Origin of the sequence: Candidatus Palauibacter irciniicola (assembly GCF_965208695.1) — a bacterium.
In the GTDB taxonomy this organism is placed as follows: Bacteria; Gemmatimonadota; Gemmatimonadetes; order Palauibacterales; family Palauibacteraceae; genus Palauibacter; species Palauibacter irciniicola.
On the sequence record NZ_OZ242352.1, the window covers coordinates 2,907,546 to 2,924,060 of the forward strand.

Genomic DNA, 16,515 nt, shown 5'->3' on the forward strand with positions numbered 1-16,515 from the left:
CGGTGCCGACGATGTTGACGCTGTCGGCAGGGTTCGCGACGTTCTCGCTCCGATGCGAGACCCTCCGAGGATTCCCGCCCCCTTTCGCCTGACGGCCCTCCTTCTGTCCGTCGGCTTCGCCGCGTGCGCGTCCGGCGTGTCCTACGATCCGGGAACCGTCGACGGAGAGCCGCTGGAAACGCCCTTTGCAGAGACCTTCAGCGTCGTCGAACGGGACGGTTATCGCATCGTCGACATCGAAGCGTCCGTCGTCACCTGGGGCGGGTCGGCCGGGGGGCCGCCCCAGCGCGCCCGTCTCGTGCTCGTCCCGAGCGGCCTGGAGCCGCCCGCCCTGACGGGGGATCTGGCGGGCGCCTCGCTGATCCGGACGCCCGTCCGGCGGATCGCCGTCAACGAGCAGCCCCAGGAGGCCATGCTGCGCGTACTCGGGGTCGAGGACCGGATCGTCGCGGTCGGCGGGCACAACAGTTACGACGATGACCTGCGCCGCAAAGCCCGCTCGGGTGAAATCCAGCAGATCGGCTATGGCTGGCACATGCCGCCGACGCTCGACGCGCTGGTGGCGGCGCGGCCCGACGTGCTGATCGCGCGCATGGCCGACCTCACGCACACCCAGCACATGGAGCGCGTCGAGTCGCTCGGCATTCCCGTCGTGCCGACCTTCATCGATGCCGAGCCGCACTACATGGGCCGCGTCGAATGGGTTCGCCTGATGGGCCTGCTGACCGGGAAGGAGGCGGAAGCCGATGCGTTCGTGCAGATGGTCTCGCAGGAGATCGACCGTCTGACGTCCCTCGCCCAAACGCAGACGCGCCGGTCGGTTCTCTGGGCCTGGTACCGGAGCGCGGGCAATCGCTGGGCGGTCACGCAGCGCAACGCCGATGCGGCCCTCATTCGCGACGCGAACGCGGAACTTGTGCTCGGCGCCGAGGACGATCCCGAACTCGACACCTTTTCCGACCTCTCGACGGAAAGGCTCCTGCGGGATGCGACGGGCGCCGATTGCTGGATGATCCGCGACCCGCTGTCCGGAGTTTTTGACGATCGGGACGTGCTGGCGCGCTTCAAGGCGTACCGGGAGGGCTGCGTGTTCTGGGAGCCGGGCAAACCCCATCCCACCGCCGATTCGTGGGAGCTGTGGGAGATGGGGACCATCCGACCGGACTGGCACCTGGCCGACATCGTGAAGATGCTGCATCCGGAACTTCGAGACGGCGAGTGGCGCTACCTCGCACCGGAAACGTGGCAGGCGGGCCATGCCGGCGCGGGTCAGCACCAGTGATGCGACGCTACACCAGTTCCGCCGCGCTCGTCGCCGCGCTCGCCGCACTTTCCCTGCTGACGCTGACCTATGGACAGATCGCGCTGCCGCTGGCCGACACGCTCGGCGCGCTGACGGGGGCGCAGTCGACCGACCTCGCCCGGCAGATCGTCCTCGATATTCGCCTCCCGAGGGTCGCCGCCGCGATCATCGCCGGCGGCGCGCTCGGCATGGCGGGCGTGCTGATGCAGGCCCTCTTCCGGAACCCGGTCGCCGACGCGTGGTCCCTCGGCCTGCTCGCGGGCGGCCAGCTCGGGGTCGCCCTCACCGTGACGGCGGCGGCCTTTGCGGGTCCCGCGGCCGTGTCCTTCCTCACCTTCTTCGAGGGCCCCAGCATCACGCTCGCGGCCGCCGCGGGTGTCGCGATCGCGGCGTTCGTCATGCTTGCGATCGGCCGCCGCGTCGGCGCCATCACGCTGCTCGTCATTGGCCTCATGCTCGGCTTCACCTCCCAGGGCCTCACAAGCGTTCTGCTTCACTTCGCGGCCCGCGCCGGTGGCCGCGTGTATGGCGGATGGCAGGATGCGAGCTTTGCCGGCGTCGCGCCCGAAGCGCTGCCGTGGCTCGCGCTGCCGATCGTCATCGGTATCTGCGCCGCCGTCGCCACGGCCAAGCCGCTCAGCTCGCTGCTTCTCGGCGAGACCTACGCCCGCAGCCTCGGCGTCAGGGTCACGTCCTTGAGACATGCCGTGCTTGCGGCAACTGTTCTCCTGGTGGCGCCCGTCGTGGCCTTCTGCGGGCCGGTGAGCTTCGTCGGCCTCATCGCGCCCCACTTCGCCCGGGCGCTCGCCGGAACGGCGCGGATCCTCCCGCTCCTTCCGCTCGCCGGACTCGGCGGCGCGCTGCTTGCCCTCGCCGGCGACGCCATCATCCATGCGCCGTGGGAACAGCACTTCCTTCACCTGAACGCGATCCTCGCCATCGTCGGCGCTCCGGTCGTGATTCTCATCCTGATCTTCTCGCCGGCCGTGAGGCAGTGGCGCTGATGCTGGATCTGCAGTCGCTCGCCGTGGGCTACCGCAACGCGCGGGGCGTCGTCCTCTCCGGCATCGATCTCGCGGCCGCTCCCGGCGACTTCGTCTGCATCCTCGGTCGCAACGGGTCCGGGAAATCGACGCTCATGCGCACGATCGCGGGACTGCAACCGTCGCTCGACGGCATCGTACTGCTCGACGGCGAAGTCGTGGCGTCCATGCGGCCGGCGACGCGCGCGCGCAGGATCGCCGTGGTGCTGACCGAGCGGCGGTTCAACCCGGGGCTCCGCGTCGACGACGTCATCGCCCTTGCCCGGCAGCCCTTCACCGACTGGCAGGGTGGGCTGGCGGACGACGACAGGGCCGCGATCGCCGACGCGGTCGCGGTCACGGGCATCGAGCCGTTCCTGCGCCGCTTCTTCAGCGACCTCAGCGACGGCGAGCGACAGCGCGTGATGATCGCACGTGCGCTTGCGCAGACCCCGCATCTCATGGTCCTCGACGAGATCACGGCCTTCCTCGATCTGCCGAGCCGCGTCGAGATCATGGCCCTCCTGCGTTCCCAGGCCCGGGAGAACAGGCAGATCGTTCTGCTGTCGAGCCACGACCTCGACCTGTCGCTTCAGCTCTCCGACAGCGTGTGGCTTCTCGACGGTGAGGGCGGCTTTTCGGTCGGCACGCCGGACGCGCTGAGCCGCAGCGGCGCGCTCGGCGGCGCCTTCGACACCGACGCGATCCGGTTCTCGCCCGCGGATGGCCGCTTCGAGATCAAGACGTCCGGGCCGGCTTAGCCGCCGCCCGTCAGTGCCCGGATCCGCTGGGCGACCTCGCGGGCCATCTCGTTGGGAATCGGGATCGTGAGGTTGTACTGCGCGATCTTCCAACCCCCGTCTTCCATCACGAGCACGCCGCTGCCGCGCGTCTCGCCGAGGTTGGCGTTCTCGAGGCGCTCGTCGAACCAGGCGGTGCCCCCGCCGGGCGCGATCGCGATGTGGCGCTCGAGCATGTGGTAGGTCCAGCCCGTGCCCGTGTCGAAGCGGGCCCTCGTGTAGTCCATGAACTCTTCGCGCGTCCAGCGCTCGGTCGCGTCGGTGCCGAGGAAGACGGCCTCGCCGGCGTAGAGGCTGAAGTAGCGGTCGAAGTCGGCCTCCGAGGCGGCCTCGTGGAGCGCGTCGAGGGTCGCGGAGACTTCGTCCATGGCGTCATCCTGCCCGGCGAGGGGCGCGACCGGCAGAGCCGACGCGAGTACGAAGGCGAAGCCGGTCAGACGAGCAAGGGACCGGCGCGACCGGCGACCGGCGTCGTTCATCACGTTCATGGTGGATTCCTCGGGGTCTGGCAGCCCGTGGCTGCGGGGTTGCGGGTGTCGGGTGATCCTACCTGAGCCCGTCGCGAGCAACTAGTGTTTCGAGGAGTCCGCCTGGAGACTCCGAATCGGCGATTCCGTTCACGCTCGGGAGGATGTCATGCCGCCACGCGCCCCTGGTCCGATGCGAGGCCACCGAGTTTCGATGGCCCGCGCGGCCGCTGTTTCCGTCCTCGCGATCCCGATCCCGGGCGGGTGCGCGACGGACGGCGGGCAGGACGCTTCGGATCCGTACCCCGCCGGTCCCGACGCGGCCGTCGTGATCCGGGCGGACCGGATCCTCGACGGACGCGGTGCCGTGCTCACGGGCCGGGAACTCGTGGTGCGCGGCCGGCGGATCGAAGCCATCGCCGAGGCGGGGGCCACGCAGGGCGCCGTGGTATACGAATTTCCAGGGGCCACCGTGCTGCCGGGGCTCATCGACACGCACGTCCACCTCGGTTGGCACTTCGACGCGACGACGGGGCGGCTGAGCAGCGCGGAGTCGACGGAGACGGCTGAGGACCGCGTGCTCTACGCGGCGGAGAACGCCTGGAACATGCTCGCGAGCGGCGTCACGACGGTGCAGAGCCTGGGCGGACCGGAGGACGTGCCGGTCCGGGACGCGATCGCGCGCGGATCGCTGCCGGGACCGCGGGTTCTCACGTCGATCCAGCCCATCACGCTCGGGAGCGGAGGGCCGGAGGAGATTCGCGCCCGCGTGGACGAACTGGCGGCGGCGGGCGCGGACGTGATCAAGATCTTCGCCTCCGCCAGCATCAGGGTCGGCGGCACCCCCACGCTGAGCCAGGAGCAGCTCGATGCCGCCTGCGGCCAGGCGCGCGAGCGCGGCCTCCGCGCCGTGGTCCACGCTCACGGTCCCGAGAGCGCGCGGCGCTCGGCCCTCGCCGGCTGCCGGCAGATCGAGCACGGCGCCCTCCTCGACCGCGAGACGCTCGAGCTGCTCGCCGAACGCCGGCTCTACTACGATCCGCACACGCACCTGATCTTCGAGAACTACTTCGTGAACCAGGACCGCTACCTCGGCATCGGGAACTACACGGAAGACGGATTCCGTCAGATGCGCGCGGCGGTGCCGACGGCGCTCGCCGCCTTCCGCGAGGCCCTCGATGTCGAAGGGCTCGACATCGTGTTCGGGACCGACGCCGTGGCGGGGGCGCACGGGCGCAACTGGACGGAACTGGTGTACAGAGTGCGTGAAGGCGGACAGGATCCGATGGACGCCATTGTCTCGGCCACGAGTCTGGCGGCGGCTTCGCTCGAGCTCGACGAGACCGTGGGCACGCTGGCGCCGGGGTTCGAGGCCGATGTGATCGCGGTGGCGGGAGATCCGACGGCCGATATCGGCGCCCTCGAGCATGTCGTGCTCGTGATGCGGGGCGGCGTAGTCTACCGGCACCGGCCGCTCGCGGCGACGCCATGAAGCGGCGATTCTATCGCCGGCCCGGCGACGGCTTGCCGCCGCGGCGACACCCGGGGAGCGGGACTCCCGTAAGGAGGCGCATGAAACGCTCGATCGAAGATGCGCAGCAGCGACTCGCCGAGAAGCTGCTTTCGCGCAAGGACGTGTCCGCCGTGGGCATCGGCGCCGACAACGGCGATCCGTGCCTGAAGGTCTACCTCTCCGGGTCCTCTTCCCGGAAATCGATCCCCGACCGTTACGACGGGCACCCGGTGCGGGTGGTCGGCGGGGGCCCGTTCCGGGCGCAGGGCAACGGACCGGCGGGCCCGTCGGCCGGCAGCGCGTGACCGGCGCGGAAGACAGGCGATGACACCGCGCCGGAACCTCGTCCTTGCGGTCGCCATCGCGGCCGTGACGTGCGCCGGGGTCGGCCTCCACTGGACGCTGACGTCCTGGCCGACGCGGCCCCCGACGCTGCCTCCGCCGTCCCTTCCCACGCGGCCCCCGTTGCAGCCGCCGGGCCCCTCCGCCCAGGAACTGCTGGCCGCCGCGATGCAGGTGCAGAGCGACAACGAATCGATGCTGTTCGCCGTTCCGGGCGTAGTCGGCGTGGGGATCGGCTTCACGGGCGCGGGGATGCCGACGATCAAGGTCTTCGTCGACCCCGCCGCCTCCCCCGGACCCCGTGGCCTCCCGGGCATCCCGGAGGTGCTCGGTCTCTTCCCCGTCACCGTCGAGCCGGCCGGCCCGTTCCGCGTTCTGCCGCCCGAGCCCGCCGCGCCGGTGTCGGCGGACGAAGGGCCGGTGCCCACGGGGCGCTTCGACCGGCCGGTGCCCATGGGCGTGTCCACGGGGCACACCCGCTCCACGGCGGGCACGATCGGCGCCGTCGTGACCGACGGCGAGCGCCGGTACGCGCTCAGCAACTGGCATGTGTTCGTGCCGGGCGGCGAGGGACAGGTGGGCGACGTGCTCCTGCAGCCGGGACCCGTGGATGGCGGCTCGGATCCCGGGGACGCGATCGGCACGCTGACGGCGTTCGAGCCGGTGGTGCTGTCGCCGTTCGCGACGAACCGGATCGATGCGGCGATCGCGCGCACGGACGAGGTGCTGCCGGAGACGCCGGTGGGGGGCTATGGGTCGCCGCGCAGCGCTACGCTGGCGGCGAAGCCGGGGCTGCAGGTCCAGAAGTACGGGCGGACGACGCGCCTCACGGTCGGGGAGGTGGAGGCGGTCAACGCGTCGATCAACGTGACCTACGGGTCGGCGGGGTCGCAGGTGGGCCGCTTTGTCGGTCAGATCATGGTGTGCTGCAACTTCAGCAAGGGCGGGGATTCCGGTTCCCTGATCGTGGCGCGCGATCTGGACCGCGACGGGAACGCGGGCCCGGACGACCGCAAGCCGGTCGCGCTGCTCTTCGCCGGCGACGGCCGGCTCACGATCGCGAACCCGATCGACCTCGTGCTCGACCGCTTCGATGTGACGATCGTGGGCGAGGGCGCCGGCCGCTGACCCCGGCCCCCGGGCCCTTCGCGGGCGTCAGGCGCGCGGACTGCTGGCCGCTGGCGCCCGGGGACGGCTAGCTTGACGTCATGACACGCTTCCGGTCGCACTTCCTGCCGCGGACGCCGACGGGCCGCCGGCTCGTCGTCCTCTTCCTGGTCCTGTTCGCGTTCACGCAGCCGCCGCTCGTGTACTGGATCGGCAACCGCGTGGAGCCGTGGATCGGCGGCCTGCCTTTCCTCTACGTGTACCTGCTCGTCGTCTACGTCCTCCTCATCGGCGTGCTGATCCGGGTGCAGAGGCGGGGGCTCTGATGGAGGCCTGGGTCGTCGCGACCGGTCTCATCTTCGTGTATCTCCTGGCCACCATCGTGCTGGGAGCGGTCGCCAACCGGCGCATGTCCGTGGACCTGGAGGACTTTCTCCTCTACGGGCGCAAGGCCGGGTTCATCGTCCTCTACCTGACCGTTGTCGCCACGTACCATTCGGCGTTCGCCTTCCTCGGCTCGGGCGGTTTCTTCTATACGCACGGGATCGGGTTCTGGGCGGCGGGCGCGTGGACCGTGCTCGTCGGCGCGATCACGTACGTGCTCGGGAGCCGGATCTGGGCGCTGGGGAAGACGTTCGGCTACATCACGCCGGCCGACCTGCTGGCGGACTTCTACGAGTCGGATGCCGTGCGGGTCGTGACCGCCGTCGTCTCGGTGCTGTTCACGATCCTCTACATCCAGGTCCAGGCGGTGGGGCTGGGTTACATCCTCTCCGTCGCGTCCGGGGACCGGATCTCCTTCGAACTGGGGACGTTGATCCTGCTCGTCGTCGCCGCGGGCTACCTCATCGCGGGGGGACTGCGCGCGGTCTACTGGACGGACGTGATCCAGGGCGTGTGGATGTACGTCGCCGTCTGGGCGGGCGCCCTCGTGCTCGCCTTCGAGCTGTTCGGCGGGCCGTTCGAGCTGTGGCGGCAGGTGGCGGCGGAGCGTCCGGATCTGCTGACGCTTCCGGGGCCGGAGGGGTTCTTCACGCCGGGGATGTGGTTCGGGATGATCGTCGTGCTCTCGTTCGGGATCGTCTTCCAGCCGCACCTCTTCATCCGCTACTACACCGCGGTCTCGGCCCGAACGATCAAGCTGCTGGGCGCGACGACGCCGATCTATCTCATGACGCTCTACATCCCGGCGGCGCTCGTGGGCCTCGGCGGCGCGCTCGTGATGCCGGACATCGCGATTCCGGACCGGATCTTCCCGGAGATGCTGTTCGCCTACGCCCCGCCGTGGCTGACCGGCGCGATTCTGGCCGGCGCGACGGCGGCGGCGATGTCGACGCTCGACTCGATGCTGCACGCGAACATGACGGTGCTGACGCGCGACGTGTACCAGCGCTACATCCGCACCGGCGCGAGCCAGGGTCACTACATCCTCATTGGCCGGCTCATCGTCGTGGCCCTCCTCGCCGTCGGCTACTTCCTCTCCGTGAGCACGTTCGATTTCCTCGTGCAGCTCGTGGCCCTGTCGGGTTCCGGCGCGCTGCAGCTGATGCCGGCCGTCCTCGGGGTCTGCTTCCCGGGCCGGCGCCTGACGACATCGGACGGGGTCATCGCGGGCATCGCGGCGGGGCTCGCGACGCTGTGCGTCACGCTCATCGTGTTCCCCCATCCCCTGGGCCTGCACGGTGGGGTGTGGGGACTGCTGGTGAACTTCGTCGTGACCTTCGTGGTGAGCCGGTTCACCCCTCCGCCGAGCGACGTGACCGTGTCGCGGATTCACGGCGCGGTCGAACGCTTCGTGTACGAGGGCGACCCCGCGTGAGCGCGGCCGCGGCCGGAGTCTGACACCGTGGGCAGGCTCCTGGGGGGCGTCGCTCTCCTGACGCTGGCGCTGTTCATGGTCGTGGGGTTCCTTCGCTCGGGCGCGGATCCGCTCGCCCTGAGGACGCTCGTCGCGCTCTTCATCGCGGCCGGACTGCCCGCCGCGGGCGGCGGCCTCCTCCTGGCGCGCCACCTCGGGGTCGGACGCCGCATCGAACACCGGCGGGAGGCACTTCGCCGCGACACGCTCGAGGCGGAGGTCCTGAAGATGGCCGGGCGCCACGGCGGGCGGCTGACGGCGGTCGAGGTCGCCGGGGAACTGGCGGTGCCGACGACGACGGCCGAGGAAGTCCTGAACGAACTGATGGCGCGGGAGATGGCCGAAATCGAGATCACGGACTCCGGCCTCCTGGTGTACGACTTCCACGACGTGCGCCGGCTCTCCGAGAAGGACTCCGCGCGGGGGCTGCTGGAATCGTGAGGACGGCGTCGCAACCGTGACCGAGACGCGCTGGCCGTGCCCCGTATGTCTCGGGACCAGGATGGAGAAGACGTCGCTCGGGGCCGGGGCCGGAGACGCCGCCGGTCCGCTGACGCTCGACCATTGCGGCCGTTGCGGCGGCATGTGGTTCGAGTTCGGGGAGGTGCAGCGTCTCCGTTCCGAGCGGCCCGAGTCGCTGTGGGCGCGGATTCCGGCGCGGGAGGAGCGGCACCGGGCCCAGTGTCACGCGTGCCGCGCGTTCGTGGACCGCGACGCGCCGAAGTGCGCCGCGTGCGGGGCGAAGACCCGCCTGAACTGTCCCGCCTGCGACACCCGGATGCTGCAGGTCCGCCAATCCTCGCTCACGCTCGATGTGTGCAAGCGGTGCAAGGGCGTGTGGTTCGACCACCACGAACTCGAGGCGATCTGGGAGATGGAGCGGGACCGGCTCGTCGCGCGGCGGGGACGCGACGGGGCCGTCGCGCGCACCGCGGACACCGGCGCCGATGTCCTGTTCGAGACGCTCTTCTGGGCGCCGGACCTCGTCTTCGTGGGGGCGCACGTCGCCGGCCACGCCGTGGCGGCCGCCGCGGAAGCGGCTCCGGCCGCGCTCGACACCGTCGGAGATGCGGCCGCGAGCGTGTTCGAGGCGATCCTCGAGATCGTGGGCGGCATCTTCGGCTGACACCGATCACAGGCTGTTTATTTCTAATGGAGAACCGACGAATGGAAATCGTGCTGGCCACGCTGGCCGACGCCGCAAATACCTCGAGCGACGGCAAGCTCAACCTCATGGGTCTCTTCGACACGCTCTACGCCGGCGCCATGCCGGTGACCCACCCGTCCATGCAACTCGTCCTCAGGATCCGGGCCGAGCCTGCCGAAACCGACCGGCAGCACGAACTCGAGATCCGGTGCATGGACGAGGACGGACAGGAACTGTTCAAGGTGACGGGCGGGTTCTCCGTCCAGGCCCCGCCGGGGAAGGCGGCCACCTTCAACCACGTCGTCGGCATCAACAACCTGACGCTTCAGAAGTTCGGCGGGTACACGTTCCCGATCTTCATCAACCGGGACCTGAAGCGCACGGTGGAACTCGACGTGATGAAGGCGGAGGGGCCCGCCGAGCCGACGCCGGACTGAAGGGCGGGACCGGGGGGCCGCGGGTCAGCGGCCGTCCGGGCCGGGATCGGCGGCCGACGCCGCCTCCCACAGGCGTCTTTGCTCGCTCGTGAGGTAGTGCCGGATTGCGGTCGCGTCCTCCAGCGAGAGGAGGTCGCCGAAGCCGGCCATGCCGTTCGCGGCGAGCGCGCCGCCGAGCACCACGGCGTCGAAGCTCTCCCACGCGCCGCCATCCATGCGGCGCAGATCGGGATAGGCGGAAAGGTGTTCGTCCGAGGCCCGGTGACAGATGCCGCAGTGGACCCCGAAGAGTTCCGCCCCGCGCCGGACCCTGGCCGCGTCGAGTGCGAGATCCGGCGGTTCCGGCGTCGTCGGCACGATCTGCCCGGGGGGTAGCGGCACCTCCCGGCCATCGAGCCTGAAGACGAGCAGCCGCCCGGCGCTGTCGTAGTCGTAAGCCGCGGAGCCGAGCGGATAGGCGGCGCCCCGCGGCCCGCCGTAGCCCGCCATGACCGCGATGTACTGCACGCCGTCGACCTCGTACGTCATCGGCCCCGCCATCACGCCGGTGCCGAGATGGATGCTGTGGATGCGCGCGCCGGTGTCCGCCTGGTGGAAGTCGAGCGTGCCCGCCGCCGTCCCCTGGATGACGAGGTTCCCGCCCGTCACGAGCGTGCCCCCGTTCCACATGCTGCCGCGCGGAACCCGCCACAGCTCACGACCCGCGACGGGGTCCCACGCGAGTAGAAACTCGTTGGGGCCGATGTCGGGGAGACCTTCGGCGAGGTGCGCGAACTCCTCCGGGAACGGAGGCCAGGAGGCCGCGAAGCCTTCGTAGGCGACCTCCGGACGGTGGTCGAACGCGTCCAGCGAACGCCACAGCATGGCCTGTTCGCGGGCGGGGATGTAGGCGATGCCCGTCTCGGGGTTGAAGGACATCGGCTGCCAGTTGTGTCCGCCCGCGGAGGAGGGGAAGACGACCCGCGGTTCGTCGCGATAGTCCGCGGCGGGGTTCGGGATCGGCCGGCCCGTATCGAGGTCGATCCCGTGCGCCCACGTGACGGTCACGAAGTTCTCCGCCCGCAGCAGTTCGCCCGTAGCGCGGTCGAGCACGTAGAAGAAGCCGTTCTTCGGGGCCTGGAGCAGGACGTCGCGCGGGCGGCCGTCGATCGCGACGGTGCTCAGGATGAGGTTCTGCGTCGCGGTGTAGTCCCATATCTCGCCCGGCACCGTCTGGTAGTGCCAGACGAGGCGACCCGTCTTCGGGTCGATGGCGAGGATGGAGACGAGGTAGAGGTTGTCGCCCCCCGACGGGCTCCGGTGCCAGATCGGGTACGGGTAGGCGTTCCCCGTCCCCACGTAGAGGAGATCGAGCGCGGGGTCGTAGGCCATCTCCCCCCACACGGTGCCCCCGAGCCCTCCTTCCCAGGCCGAGTCCGGGTCCCACGTGGCGGCGGCCGCCTCCATCTCCGGGTGCTCGAAGCCGCCCGCGGGATCGCCGGGAACGGTGAAGAAGCGCCACGCCTCCTCGCCGGTTTCGAGGTCGTAGGCCGTGATGTACCCGCGCACGCCGAAGTCCCCGCCGGCGTTGCCGAGGACGACAACGTCGCCGGCGATCTGCGGGGAGCCCGTGCTCGTGTACGAGAGGGATCGGTCGATGAAGGTGTCGACGCGCCAGACCTCCTCGCCCGTCGCGGCATCGAGCGCCACCAGCCAGCCGTCGAAGGTGCCGATGTAGACGCGCCCCTCCCACACCTCGAGTCCACGGTTGACGGGCCCGCAGCAGCCCTTTCGGGCGTAGCTCGGGTCGACCTGCGGGTCGTAGCGCCAGACCGGTTCCCCCGTCGCCGCGTCGAGCGCCGCGACGCTTCCCCAGGGGCCGGGCGAGTACATCACGCCGTCGACGACCACGGGCGTGGCCTCGAGCCCCCAGTGCACGGAGCCGACGTGGGACCGCCACGGGTACTCCCAGGCGAGGCCCACGGCGGCCGCGTTCATGACGTGGATGCGCCCGAGCGGCGAATACCGCGTTTCTCCGAAATCCCGGCCGGAGGTCAGCCACTCCGCCGGAACCGTGTCCGTCGCGAGCAGGCGGTCGCGGGTGACGGCGCCGGCCGCGTCGCGGGGCGGCGACGGTTCGCAGGCCACCAGCGCGCAGGCCGCCAGCGCGCAGGAGGCAAGAAGCGCTCCGGCTGGCGCGTGGGCGCCCCGGTCGCCGCGAGCCACGGGCTTGCTAGAAACGGGGAGTTACGGTGAGCCGGAAGCTTCGGGTGGGTCCCGGACTCCGTTCCTGCACGTCCACGTAGGTCGTCTGGAACAGGTTCTCGATCTTCGCCTGCACGCGGGTCCCCAGAATCCGGGTCCGCACGCGCAGGTCGACGAGGTTGATGGCGCTGCGCTCGTCGAGCGGGAAGGCGAGCACCTGCTCCACCCGGCTCCGGTGGCGGAAGTCGATGGCGACGGCGCCCCTCCAGCCGGTGGCCGTGGCCGTGAAGTTGTGGCGCGAACGGTAGGGGAGCGCGCGCCCGGTCCGATCGTCCCTCGTATCGAGGAAGGTGTAGTTCGCGTTGAAGTCGAGACGGGTCGGGATCACGCCGATCCGCAGACCCGCGTCGACGCCCCGCACCATGGCTTCGGCGACGTTGCGGAACTGAAACACGAACACGTTGTTGGGCGCCGGCGACGGTTCGATGAGGTCCGTGTAGTCGCTCCAGAACAACCCCGCATCGAGCCATACGCGATCGCTGACGGTCACGGTCGCGCCGACCTCGCGGGCCCAGGCGGACTCCCCGCGCAGCTCGAGATTGGGGATGACTCGAAAGCCGAACTGGGTCGTCGAAGTGAACTGCTCGGACACGCTCGGCGCCCGGTATCCGCGGCTGAGGGACCCTCGAAGGCTCAACCGGTCGCTCGCCTCGTAGACGATCCCGAGTTTCGGATTGACGAACCGGTCCTCCATCGCCGCCGAGGCCTTGTGGTAGTCCAGTCGAACGCCCAGCGAGCCGCGAACCCGGTCCGAGAACGTGATCTCGTTCTGCGCGAACAGCGCGAGGTCCGTCACGTCGGGCGACGGCTCGAGGAAGTTCGACGTCACGCCGGTGAAAGCGCCTTCCGCCCCGATCGTCAGCGCGTGCGAGCGGTTGGGGAAGAGAGACCACTGGACATCGGTGCCGATGCGCGTTGAGCGATGGAAGTCCTCGTTGTCGTGAAAGTAGTTCTGGTTCCGCGCGTGGTAGATGTGCGGGCGCACCTGCAGGCGATGTTTCGGGGTGACGATCGGGTTGGCCGTCAGGCCGAGGACGACGTCATCCGAGCGAATCCAGTCGCCGAGCTCGGCCGGGTCGACCTCCAGCGGCCGGTCCGGCGACAGCCAGGTGAAGAACTCCTCCTCGTCTTTCCGATTCCAGTTGACGAAGATCTCCCACGGATTGGCGGACTCCGCCGGGAAGACGGTCTTGAGCCGAACCCGCCAGCTTTCCAGCGCGCCGTTCTGACGGAACCCGTCCGATTCCTCGCGCGCCAGGTACAGGGTGGCGCCGACATCGCCGAGGCGGCGGGAGTGTTGGAGCGCAAGCCCTTCCCTGCTCAGTCGATCGTCCGTGAACGAATGTCGGGCCGGCGTATCGAAGAGGCCGAAGTACCCGCGGACGATGGTCTCGGGCTCCGCGGATGGCCGCTTCGTGATCACGTTCACGACGCCGCCCAGCGCGTTCGTCCCCCACAGGGTGGAATGCGGACCCTTCACGATTTCGATCTGGTCCACGTCCAGCACGGGCAGGCCGCTGAAGTCGATCGACGCACCCACGCCGGAAAGCACGCGGTGGCCGTCGAGGAGCATGAGCACGCGGCTTCCGACGCCCCGCGCCAGGCCGGTGGCGCCGCGGATGTCCATCTGGCCGGAATTGAAGATCACGCCCTGCGCAAACGGAAGCGCTTCGTCGAGCGTCACGACGTCGCGGTTGCCGAGTTCGTCGCCGCTCATCACGGCGACGCTGACCGGAGCTTCGCCGGGACGGGCGGCGGAGCGATTCGCCGTCACGGTCAACTCGGGAACGTCGAACAGCCGGCGCTCGAGCAGGATGCTGAGCTCTCCAGCCGCCTCGGGCTCGATTCGACGTTCGGAGGCACGAAAACCATCCGCGACCACGATCAGCGTATAGGCGCCATCGGACGGCGAGGGGATCGCGAAACCGCCATCGGGCCGCGTCGTCGTGCGCAACGGGGTGTCGCGGATGAGCACGGTGGCCCCGGCGAGCGGTGCGCCCGTCTCCGCGTCGAGGACGCGGCCGCGTACGATGGCGTCCTGGGCCTGGGCGGCGAGCGGGGCGCTCGCGTAGAAGGAGACGAGCGCCGCCCGCGCGTAGAAAGAGGCGAGCGCCGCGCGCATGTAGAAGAAGGCGAGCGCGGCGCCTGCCGTGAGACGTCGTCGGATCCCGACCGCTACTGCCGCTGCCAAACTGTCGTCGCGGCGGCCGCCGGGGGCTCCGTCACGATGACGGAGAGAACGTTCCCCGCCAGCGTGTACGTGCCGATGTTCTGCTGTGCCTGCCCCGCAAACTCCCAGCTCCCGTCCGTCCGTAGCGTGAACGTCCCCTGGTCCTCGATTACCGTGACCTCGCCGTTCAGCGGGTTCGTCACCGTGAGGGACATGGACATCGTGCCGGTTGCCGTCTCGCCCGATGCGGGGTTCTGCGACAGCATGGCTGTTCCGACGGCGATCGGCGGTCCGATCGTCGCCCCCCCGGTGATCGCGCCCGACAGGGATACGAGACTATAGGTCCCCGAGACGTCGGGGGGCCCGGCGGGGGCGGGCGGCTCCGGGTCCACGGTGTCGCCGCCGCCGCAGCCCGCGACAAGGGTCGCGACGACCAGCGGCACGCACAATCTGAGCAAGCGCTTCTTCATGAAACCTCCGTCAGTTTTCGGATCAGGCGTCCCTGCCAAGACGCCGCTTCCCTCAAGATAGTCGTCCGGTTCGGCGTTGCCGAGACCGATGCACGGCGCTATTCGGCTTCCTCGTCATCGGTGGGCACCGGGGCCGGACTCGTTTCTCCCTCGGGTTCTTCGCGTTCCACGACGATCGAGCAGTTCGTGACGAGCGCGGCGATGGCGCCGATCGCCGCCCAGGCGGGCAGCATCAACGTCCCCACGACGCCGATGGAGAGCGGAACCTCGATGAGTTCCTTTCCGTCTTCGTTCCGGATCGAGATGCGGCGGACGTTCCCCTCCCGGATGATCTCCTTGATCTTCCGGACGAGGTTCTCGCCCGGCACTCTGTGTTCCTCGGTCATGTCCCCCTCCCTTGCGGCGCCGCCGCGAGTCCGGCTTGATGGTGGAGTCCGGCCTGATGCCGGATCCCTGGCAATCCGTCGTACGCTCGCGATCCGGTCCGGGTTTTGCGAGCCGCGCGGAAACCCCTCTCGCGAGGAAAACGATGAAACGCTATCGGATGGAACTCCGCGCCCTCGTGCTCGCGCTCGGCCTTGCGGCCTGCGGGGAGGCGGTCGACCAGGCGGAAACCCCCGCCGTCGGGGACGCACTCCCGGAGGGGGCGGAGGCCATCTCCCTCCTCGGCGAACCTCTCTATCCGTCTCCCGCTTCGGCGGAGCAGGCGCAGGACATCGAAGTCGCGCGGGCGGACTACGACGCGGATCCGGACGATGCGGACGCGATCATCTGGCTCGGCCGACGCGTCGGGTACACGGGAGCCTATCGCGACGCGATCGAGATCTTCTCGGAGGGGATCGAGAAGCACCCGGACGACGCGCGGATGTACCGTCATCGAGGACACCGCTGGATCAGCGTCCGGGAGTTCGACCGCGCGATCGAGGACCTGTCTCACGCCGCGGACCTCGTGCGAGGCGAGCCTGACGAGGTCGAGCCGGACGGCCAGCCCAACGCCCGCGGCATCCCGACGAGCACGCTGCAGTCGAACATCCACTACCACCTGGCGCTGGCCCGTTACCTGCAGGGCGACTTCGAGGGCGCGCTGCCCTCCTACGAGGCCTATATGGCCGTGACGACGAACCCGGATCAGCTCGTGGCCATCTCGCACTGGTGGTACATGGCGCTCCGCCGTCTGGGCCGCGACGCGGAGGCGGCCGCCGTCCTCGAACCGGTGACGGCGGATCTCGACGTCATCGAGAACACCAGCTATCACCGGCTCCTCCTCATGTACAAGGGCGAACTCGACGCCGACGAGCTGTGGGATCCCGAGAGCGGGGATCCGGCGGGCGTGGCGGTGGCCTACGGGGTCGCGACCTGGCACCTCTACAACGGCCGGGAGGCGCAGGCGGCGGAGATGTACCGCCGCATTCTCGAGGGTTCCGGCTGGGCGGGGTTCGGCTACATCGCGTCCGAGGCGGAGATCGCCCGCCTGGAGGCCGACGCGGGCGGCTGACCCGCTGCAACTTTTTCCCCGCCGGCATCGTTCCCGTCAAGGACGCGACGGACCGCAACCTTTCGTCGGCCCGACGCGTCCTACTTCGCAAGGTTTGGAAGCCCGGGGCAGACGCAGCAGGGCTTTTGCCAGGGGCTGCC

Annotated in this window: 17 protein-coding genes; 12 read left to right on the forward strand and 5 right to left on the reverse strand. The window is 69.8% G+C overall.

Annotated elements, in window-relative coordinates:
- Window positions 1–52 precede the first annotated feature (52 nt).
- From ACOGI9_RS12580 to ACOGI9_RS12590, 3 genes are read left to right on the forward strand one after another with little or no spacing between them, the layout of a single operon-like run.
- Window positions 53–1,282 carry an ABC transporter substrate-binding protein gene (locus ACOGI9_RS12580; protein ID WP_419857461.1) on the forward strand — a complete coding sequence of 410 codons (1,230 nt, stop codon included), beginning with the start codon at window positions 53–55 and terminating at the stop codon, window positions 1,280–1,282.
- Window positions 1,282–2,307, forward strand: a complete 1,026-nt coding sequence (locus ACOGI9_RS12585; protein ID WP_419857462.1) for a FecCD family ABC transporter permease — start codon at window positions 1,282–1,284, stop codon at window positions 2,305–2,307. The genes ACOGI9_RS12580 and ACOGI9_RS12585 overlap by 1 nt, the downstream gene beginning before the upstream one ends.
- Window positions 2,307–3,086, forward strand: coding sequence for an ABC transporter ATP-binding protein (locus ACOGI9_RS12590; protein ID WP_419857463.1), 780 nt, complete (start codon window positions 2,307–2,309; stop codon window positions 3,084–3,086). Before ACOGI9_RS12585 ends, ACOGI9_RS12590 begins: the two co-directional genes overlap by 1 nt.
- On the opposite strand, the gene ACOGI9_RS12595 is transcribed toward ACOGI9_RS12590, so the two are convergent.
- Window positions 3,083–3,613, reverse strand: coding sequence for a nuclear transport factor 2 family protein (locus ACOGI9_RS12595; RefSeq protein ID WP_419857464.1), 531 nt, complete (start codon window positions 3,611–3,613; stop codon window positions 3,083–3,085). The two genes, ACOGI9_RS12590 and ACOGI9_RS12595, sit on opposite strands and share 4 nt — an antisense overlap.
- Window positions 3,614–3,806: 193 nt before the next feature.
- Between ACOGI9_RS12595 and ACOGI9_RS12600 the strand changes: the two genes are divergently transcribed.
- The 8 genes from ACOGI9_RS12600 (at window position 3,807) to ACOGI9_RS12635 (ending at window position 9,996) form a co-directional block, all read left to right on the forward strand.
- Complete coding sequence (locus tag ACOGI9_RS12600; protein WP_419857465.1) at window positions 3,807–5,084, forward strand: amidohydrolase family protein; 1,278 nt, start codon at window positions 3,807–3,809, stop codon at window positions 5,082–5,084.
- 80 nt (window positions 5,085–5,164) lie between these two features.
- A complete protein-coding gene (locus tag ACOGI9_RS12605; RefSeq protein WP_310754829.1) occupies window positions 5,165–5,410 on the forward strand; it encodes a hypothetical protein in 246 nt (81 codons plus the stop codon).
- Between the two features lie 19 nt (window positions 5,411–5,429).
- Complete coding sequence (locus ACOGI9_RS12610; RefSeq protein WP_419857466.1) at window positions 5,430–6,575, forward strand: hypothetical protein; 1,146 nt, start codon at window positions 5,430–5,432, stop codon at window positions 6,573–6,575.
- A gap of 80 nt (window positions 6,576–6,655) precedes the next feature.
- Window positions 6,656–6,880 (forward strand): hypothetical protein, encoded by a 225-nt coding sequence (locus ACOGI9_RS12615; RefSeq protein ID WP_419857467.1) that lies wholly within the window; start codon window positions 6,656–6,658, stop codon window positions 6,878–6,880.
- Window positions 6,880–8,373, forward strand: a complete 1,494-nt coding sequence (locus ACOGI9_RS12620; RefSeq protein WP_419857468.1) for a sodium:solute symporter family protein — start codon at window positions 6,880–6,882, stop codon at window positions 8,371–8,373. Before ACOGI9_RS12615 ends, ACOGI9_RS12620 begins: the two co-directional genes overlap by 1 nt.
- Window positions 8,374–8,400: 27 nt before the next feature.
- Window positions 8,401–8,853 (forward strand): hypothetical protein, encoded by a 453-nt coding sequence (locus tag ACOGI9_RS12625; protein ID WP_419857469.1) that lies wholly within the window; start codon window positions 8,401–8,403, stop codon window positions 8,851–8,853.
- A gap of 16 nt (window positions 8,854–8,869) precedes the next feature.
- Entirely contained in the window at window positions 8,870–9,538 is a 669-nt protein-coding gene (locus tag ACOGI9_RS12630; protein ID WP_419857470.1) for a zf-TFIIB domain-containing protein, read from the forward strand.
- A gap of 41 nt (window positions 9,539–9,579) precedes the next feature.
- Window positions 9,580–9,996 (forward strand): DUF6941 family protein, encoded by a 417-nt coding sequence (locus ACOGI9_RS12635; protein WP_419857471.1) that lies wholly within the window; start codon window positions 9,580–9,582, stop codon window positions 9,994–9,996.
- A gap of 24 nt (window positions 9,997–10,020) precedes the next feature.
- On the opposite strand, the gene ACOGI9_RS12640 is transcribed toward ACOGI9_RS12635, so the two are convergent.
- The 4 genes from ACOGI9_RS12640 to ACOGI9_RS12655 all read right to left on the reverse strand — a co-directional run bounded on the left by ACOGI9_RS12640 (window position 10,021) and on the right by ACOGI9_RS12655 (window position 15,266).
- Window positions 10,021–12,201, reverse strand: coding sequence for a PQQ-dependent dehydrogenase, methanol/ethanol family (locus tag ACOGI9_RS12640; protein ID WP_419857472.1), 2,181 nt, complete (start codon window positions 12,199–12,201; stop codon window positions 10,021–10,023).
- A 7-nt stretch (window positions 12,202–12,208) separates the two neighbouring features.
- On the reverse strand, window positions 12,209–14,431 hold the full coding sequence (locus tag ACOGI9_RS12645) for a TonB-dependent receptor (protein WP_419857473.1): 2,223 nt from the start codon (window positions 14,429–14,431) through the stop codon (window positions 12,209–12,211).
- On the reverse strand, window positions 14,416–14,880 hold the full coding sequence (locus ACOGI9_RS12650) for a hypothetical protein (protein WP_419857474.1): 465 nt from the start codon (window positions 14,878–14,880) through the stop codon (window positions 14,416–14,418). Before ACOGI9_RS12650 ends, ACOGI9_RS12645 begins: the two co-directional genes overlap by 16 nt.
- A gap of 98 nt (window positions 14,881–14,978) precedes the next feature.
- Window positions 14,979–15,266 (reverse strand): DUF4342 domain-containing protein, encoded by a 288-nt coding sequence (locus tag ACOGI9_RS12655; protein ID WP_419857475.1) that lies wholly within the window; start codon window positions 15,264–15,266, stop codon window positions 14,979–14,981.
- A 143-nt stretch (window positions 15,267–15,409) separates the two neighbouring features.
- Here ACOGI9_RS12655 and ACOGI9_RS12660 point away from each other — a divergent pair, with 143 nt between their 5' ends.
- Window positions 15,410–16,375 carry a hypothetical protein gene (locus ACOGI9_RS12660; RefSeq protein WP_419857476.1) on the forward strand — a complete coding sequence of 322 codons (966 nt, stop codon included), beginning with the start codon at window positions 15,410–15,412 and terminating at the stop codon, window positions 16,373–16,375.
- The last annotated feature ends 140 nt before the right edge of the window (window positions 16,376–16,515 follow it).

Excerpts from the sequence above, each read along its gene's own strand:
- ACOGI9_RS12655 (WP_419857475.1), bottom strand. The coding sequence starts at position 15,266 with ATGACCGAGGAACACAGAGTGCCGGGCGAGAACCTCGTCCGGAAGATC.
- ACOGI9_RS12600 (WP_419857465.1), top strand. The coding sequence starts at position 3,807 with ATGGCCCGCGCGGCCGCTGTTTCCGTCCTCGCGATCCCGATCCCGGGC.
- ACOGI9_RS12605 (WP_310754829.1), top strand. The coding sequence starts at position 5,165 with ATGAAACGCTCGATCGAAGATGCGCAGCAGCGACTCGCCGAGAAGCTG.
- ACOGI9_RS12580 (WP_419857461.1), top strand. The coding sequence starts at position 53 with ATGCGAGACCCTCCGAGGATTCCCGCCCCCTTTCGCCTGACGGCCCTC.
- ACOGI9_RS12595 (WP_419857464.1), bottom strand. The coding sequence starts at position 3,613 with ATGAACGTGATGAACGACGCCGGTCGCCGGTCGCGCCGGTCCCTTGCT.
- ACOGI9_RS12620 (WP_419857468.1), top strand. The coding sequence starts at position 6,880 with ATGGAGGCCTGGGTCGTCGCGACCGGTCTCATCTTCGTGTATCTCCTG.
- ACOGI9_RS12660 (WP_419857476.1), top strand. The coding sequence starts at position 15,410 with ATGAAACGCTATCGGATGGAACTCCGCGCCCTCGTGCTCGCGCTCGGC.
- ACOGI9_RS12590 (WP_419857463.1), top strand. The coding sequence starts at position 2,307 with ATGCTGGATCTGCAGTCGCTCGCCGTGGGCTACCGCAACGCGCGGGGC.
- ACOGI9_RS12610 (WP_419857466.1), top strand. The coding sequence starts at position 5,430 with ATGACACCGCGCCGGAACCTCGTCCTTGCGGTCGCCATCGCGGCCGTG.
- ACOGI9_RS12585 (WP_419857462.1), top strand. The coding sequence starts at position 1,282 with ATGCGACGCTACACCAGTTCCGCCGCGCTCGTCGCCGCGCTCGCCGCA.
- ACOGI9_RS12615 (WP_419857467.1), top strand. The coding sequence starts at position 6,656 with ATGACACGCTTCCGGTCGCACTTCCTGCCGCGGACGCCGACGGGCCGC.
- ACOGI9_RS12635 (WP_419857471.1), top strand. The coding sequence starts at position 9,580 with ATGGAAATCGTGCTGGCCACGCTGGCCGACGCCGCAAATACCTCGAGC.
- ACOGI9_RS12650 (WP_419857474.1), bottom strand. The coding sequence starts at position 14,880 with ATGAAGAAGCGCTTGCTCAGATTGTGCGTGCCGCTGGTCGTCGCGACC.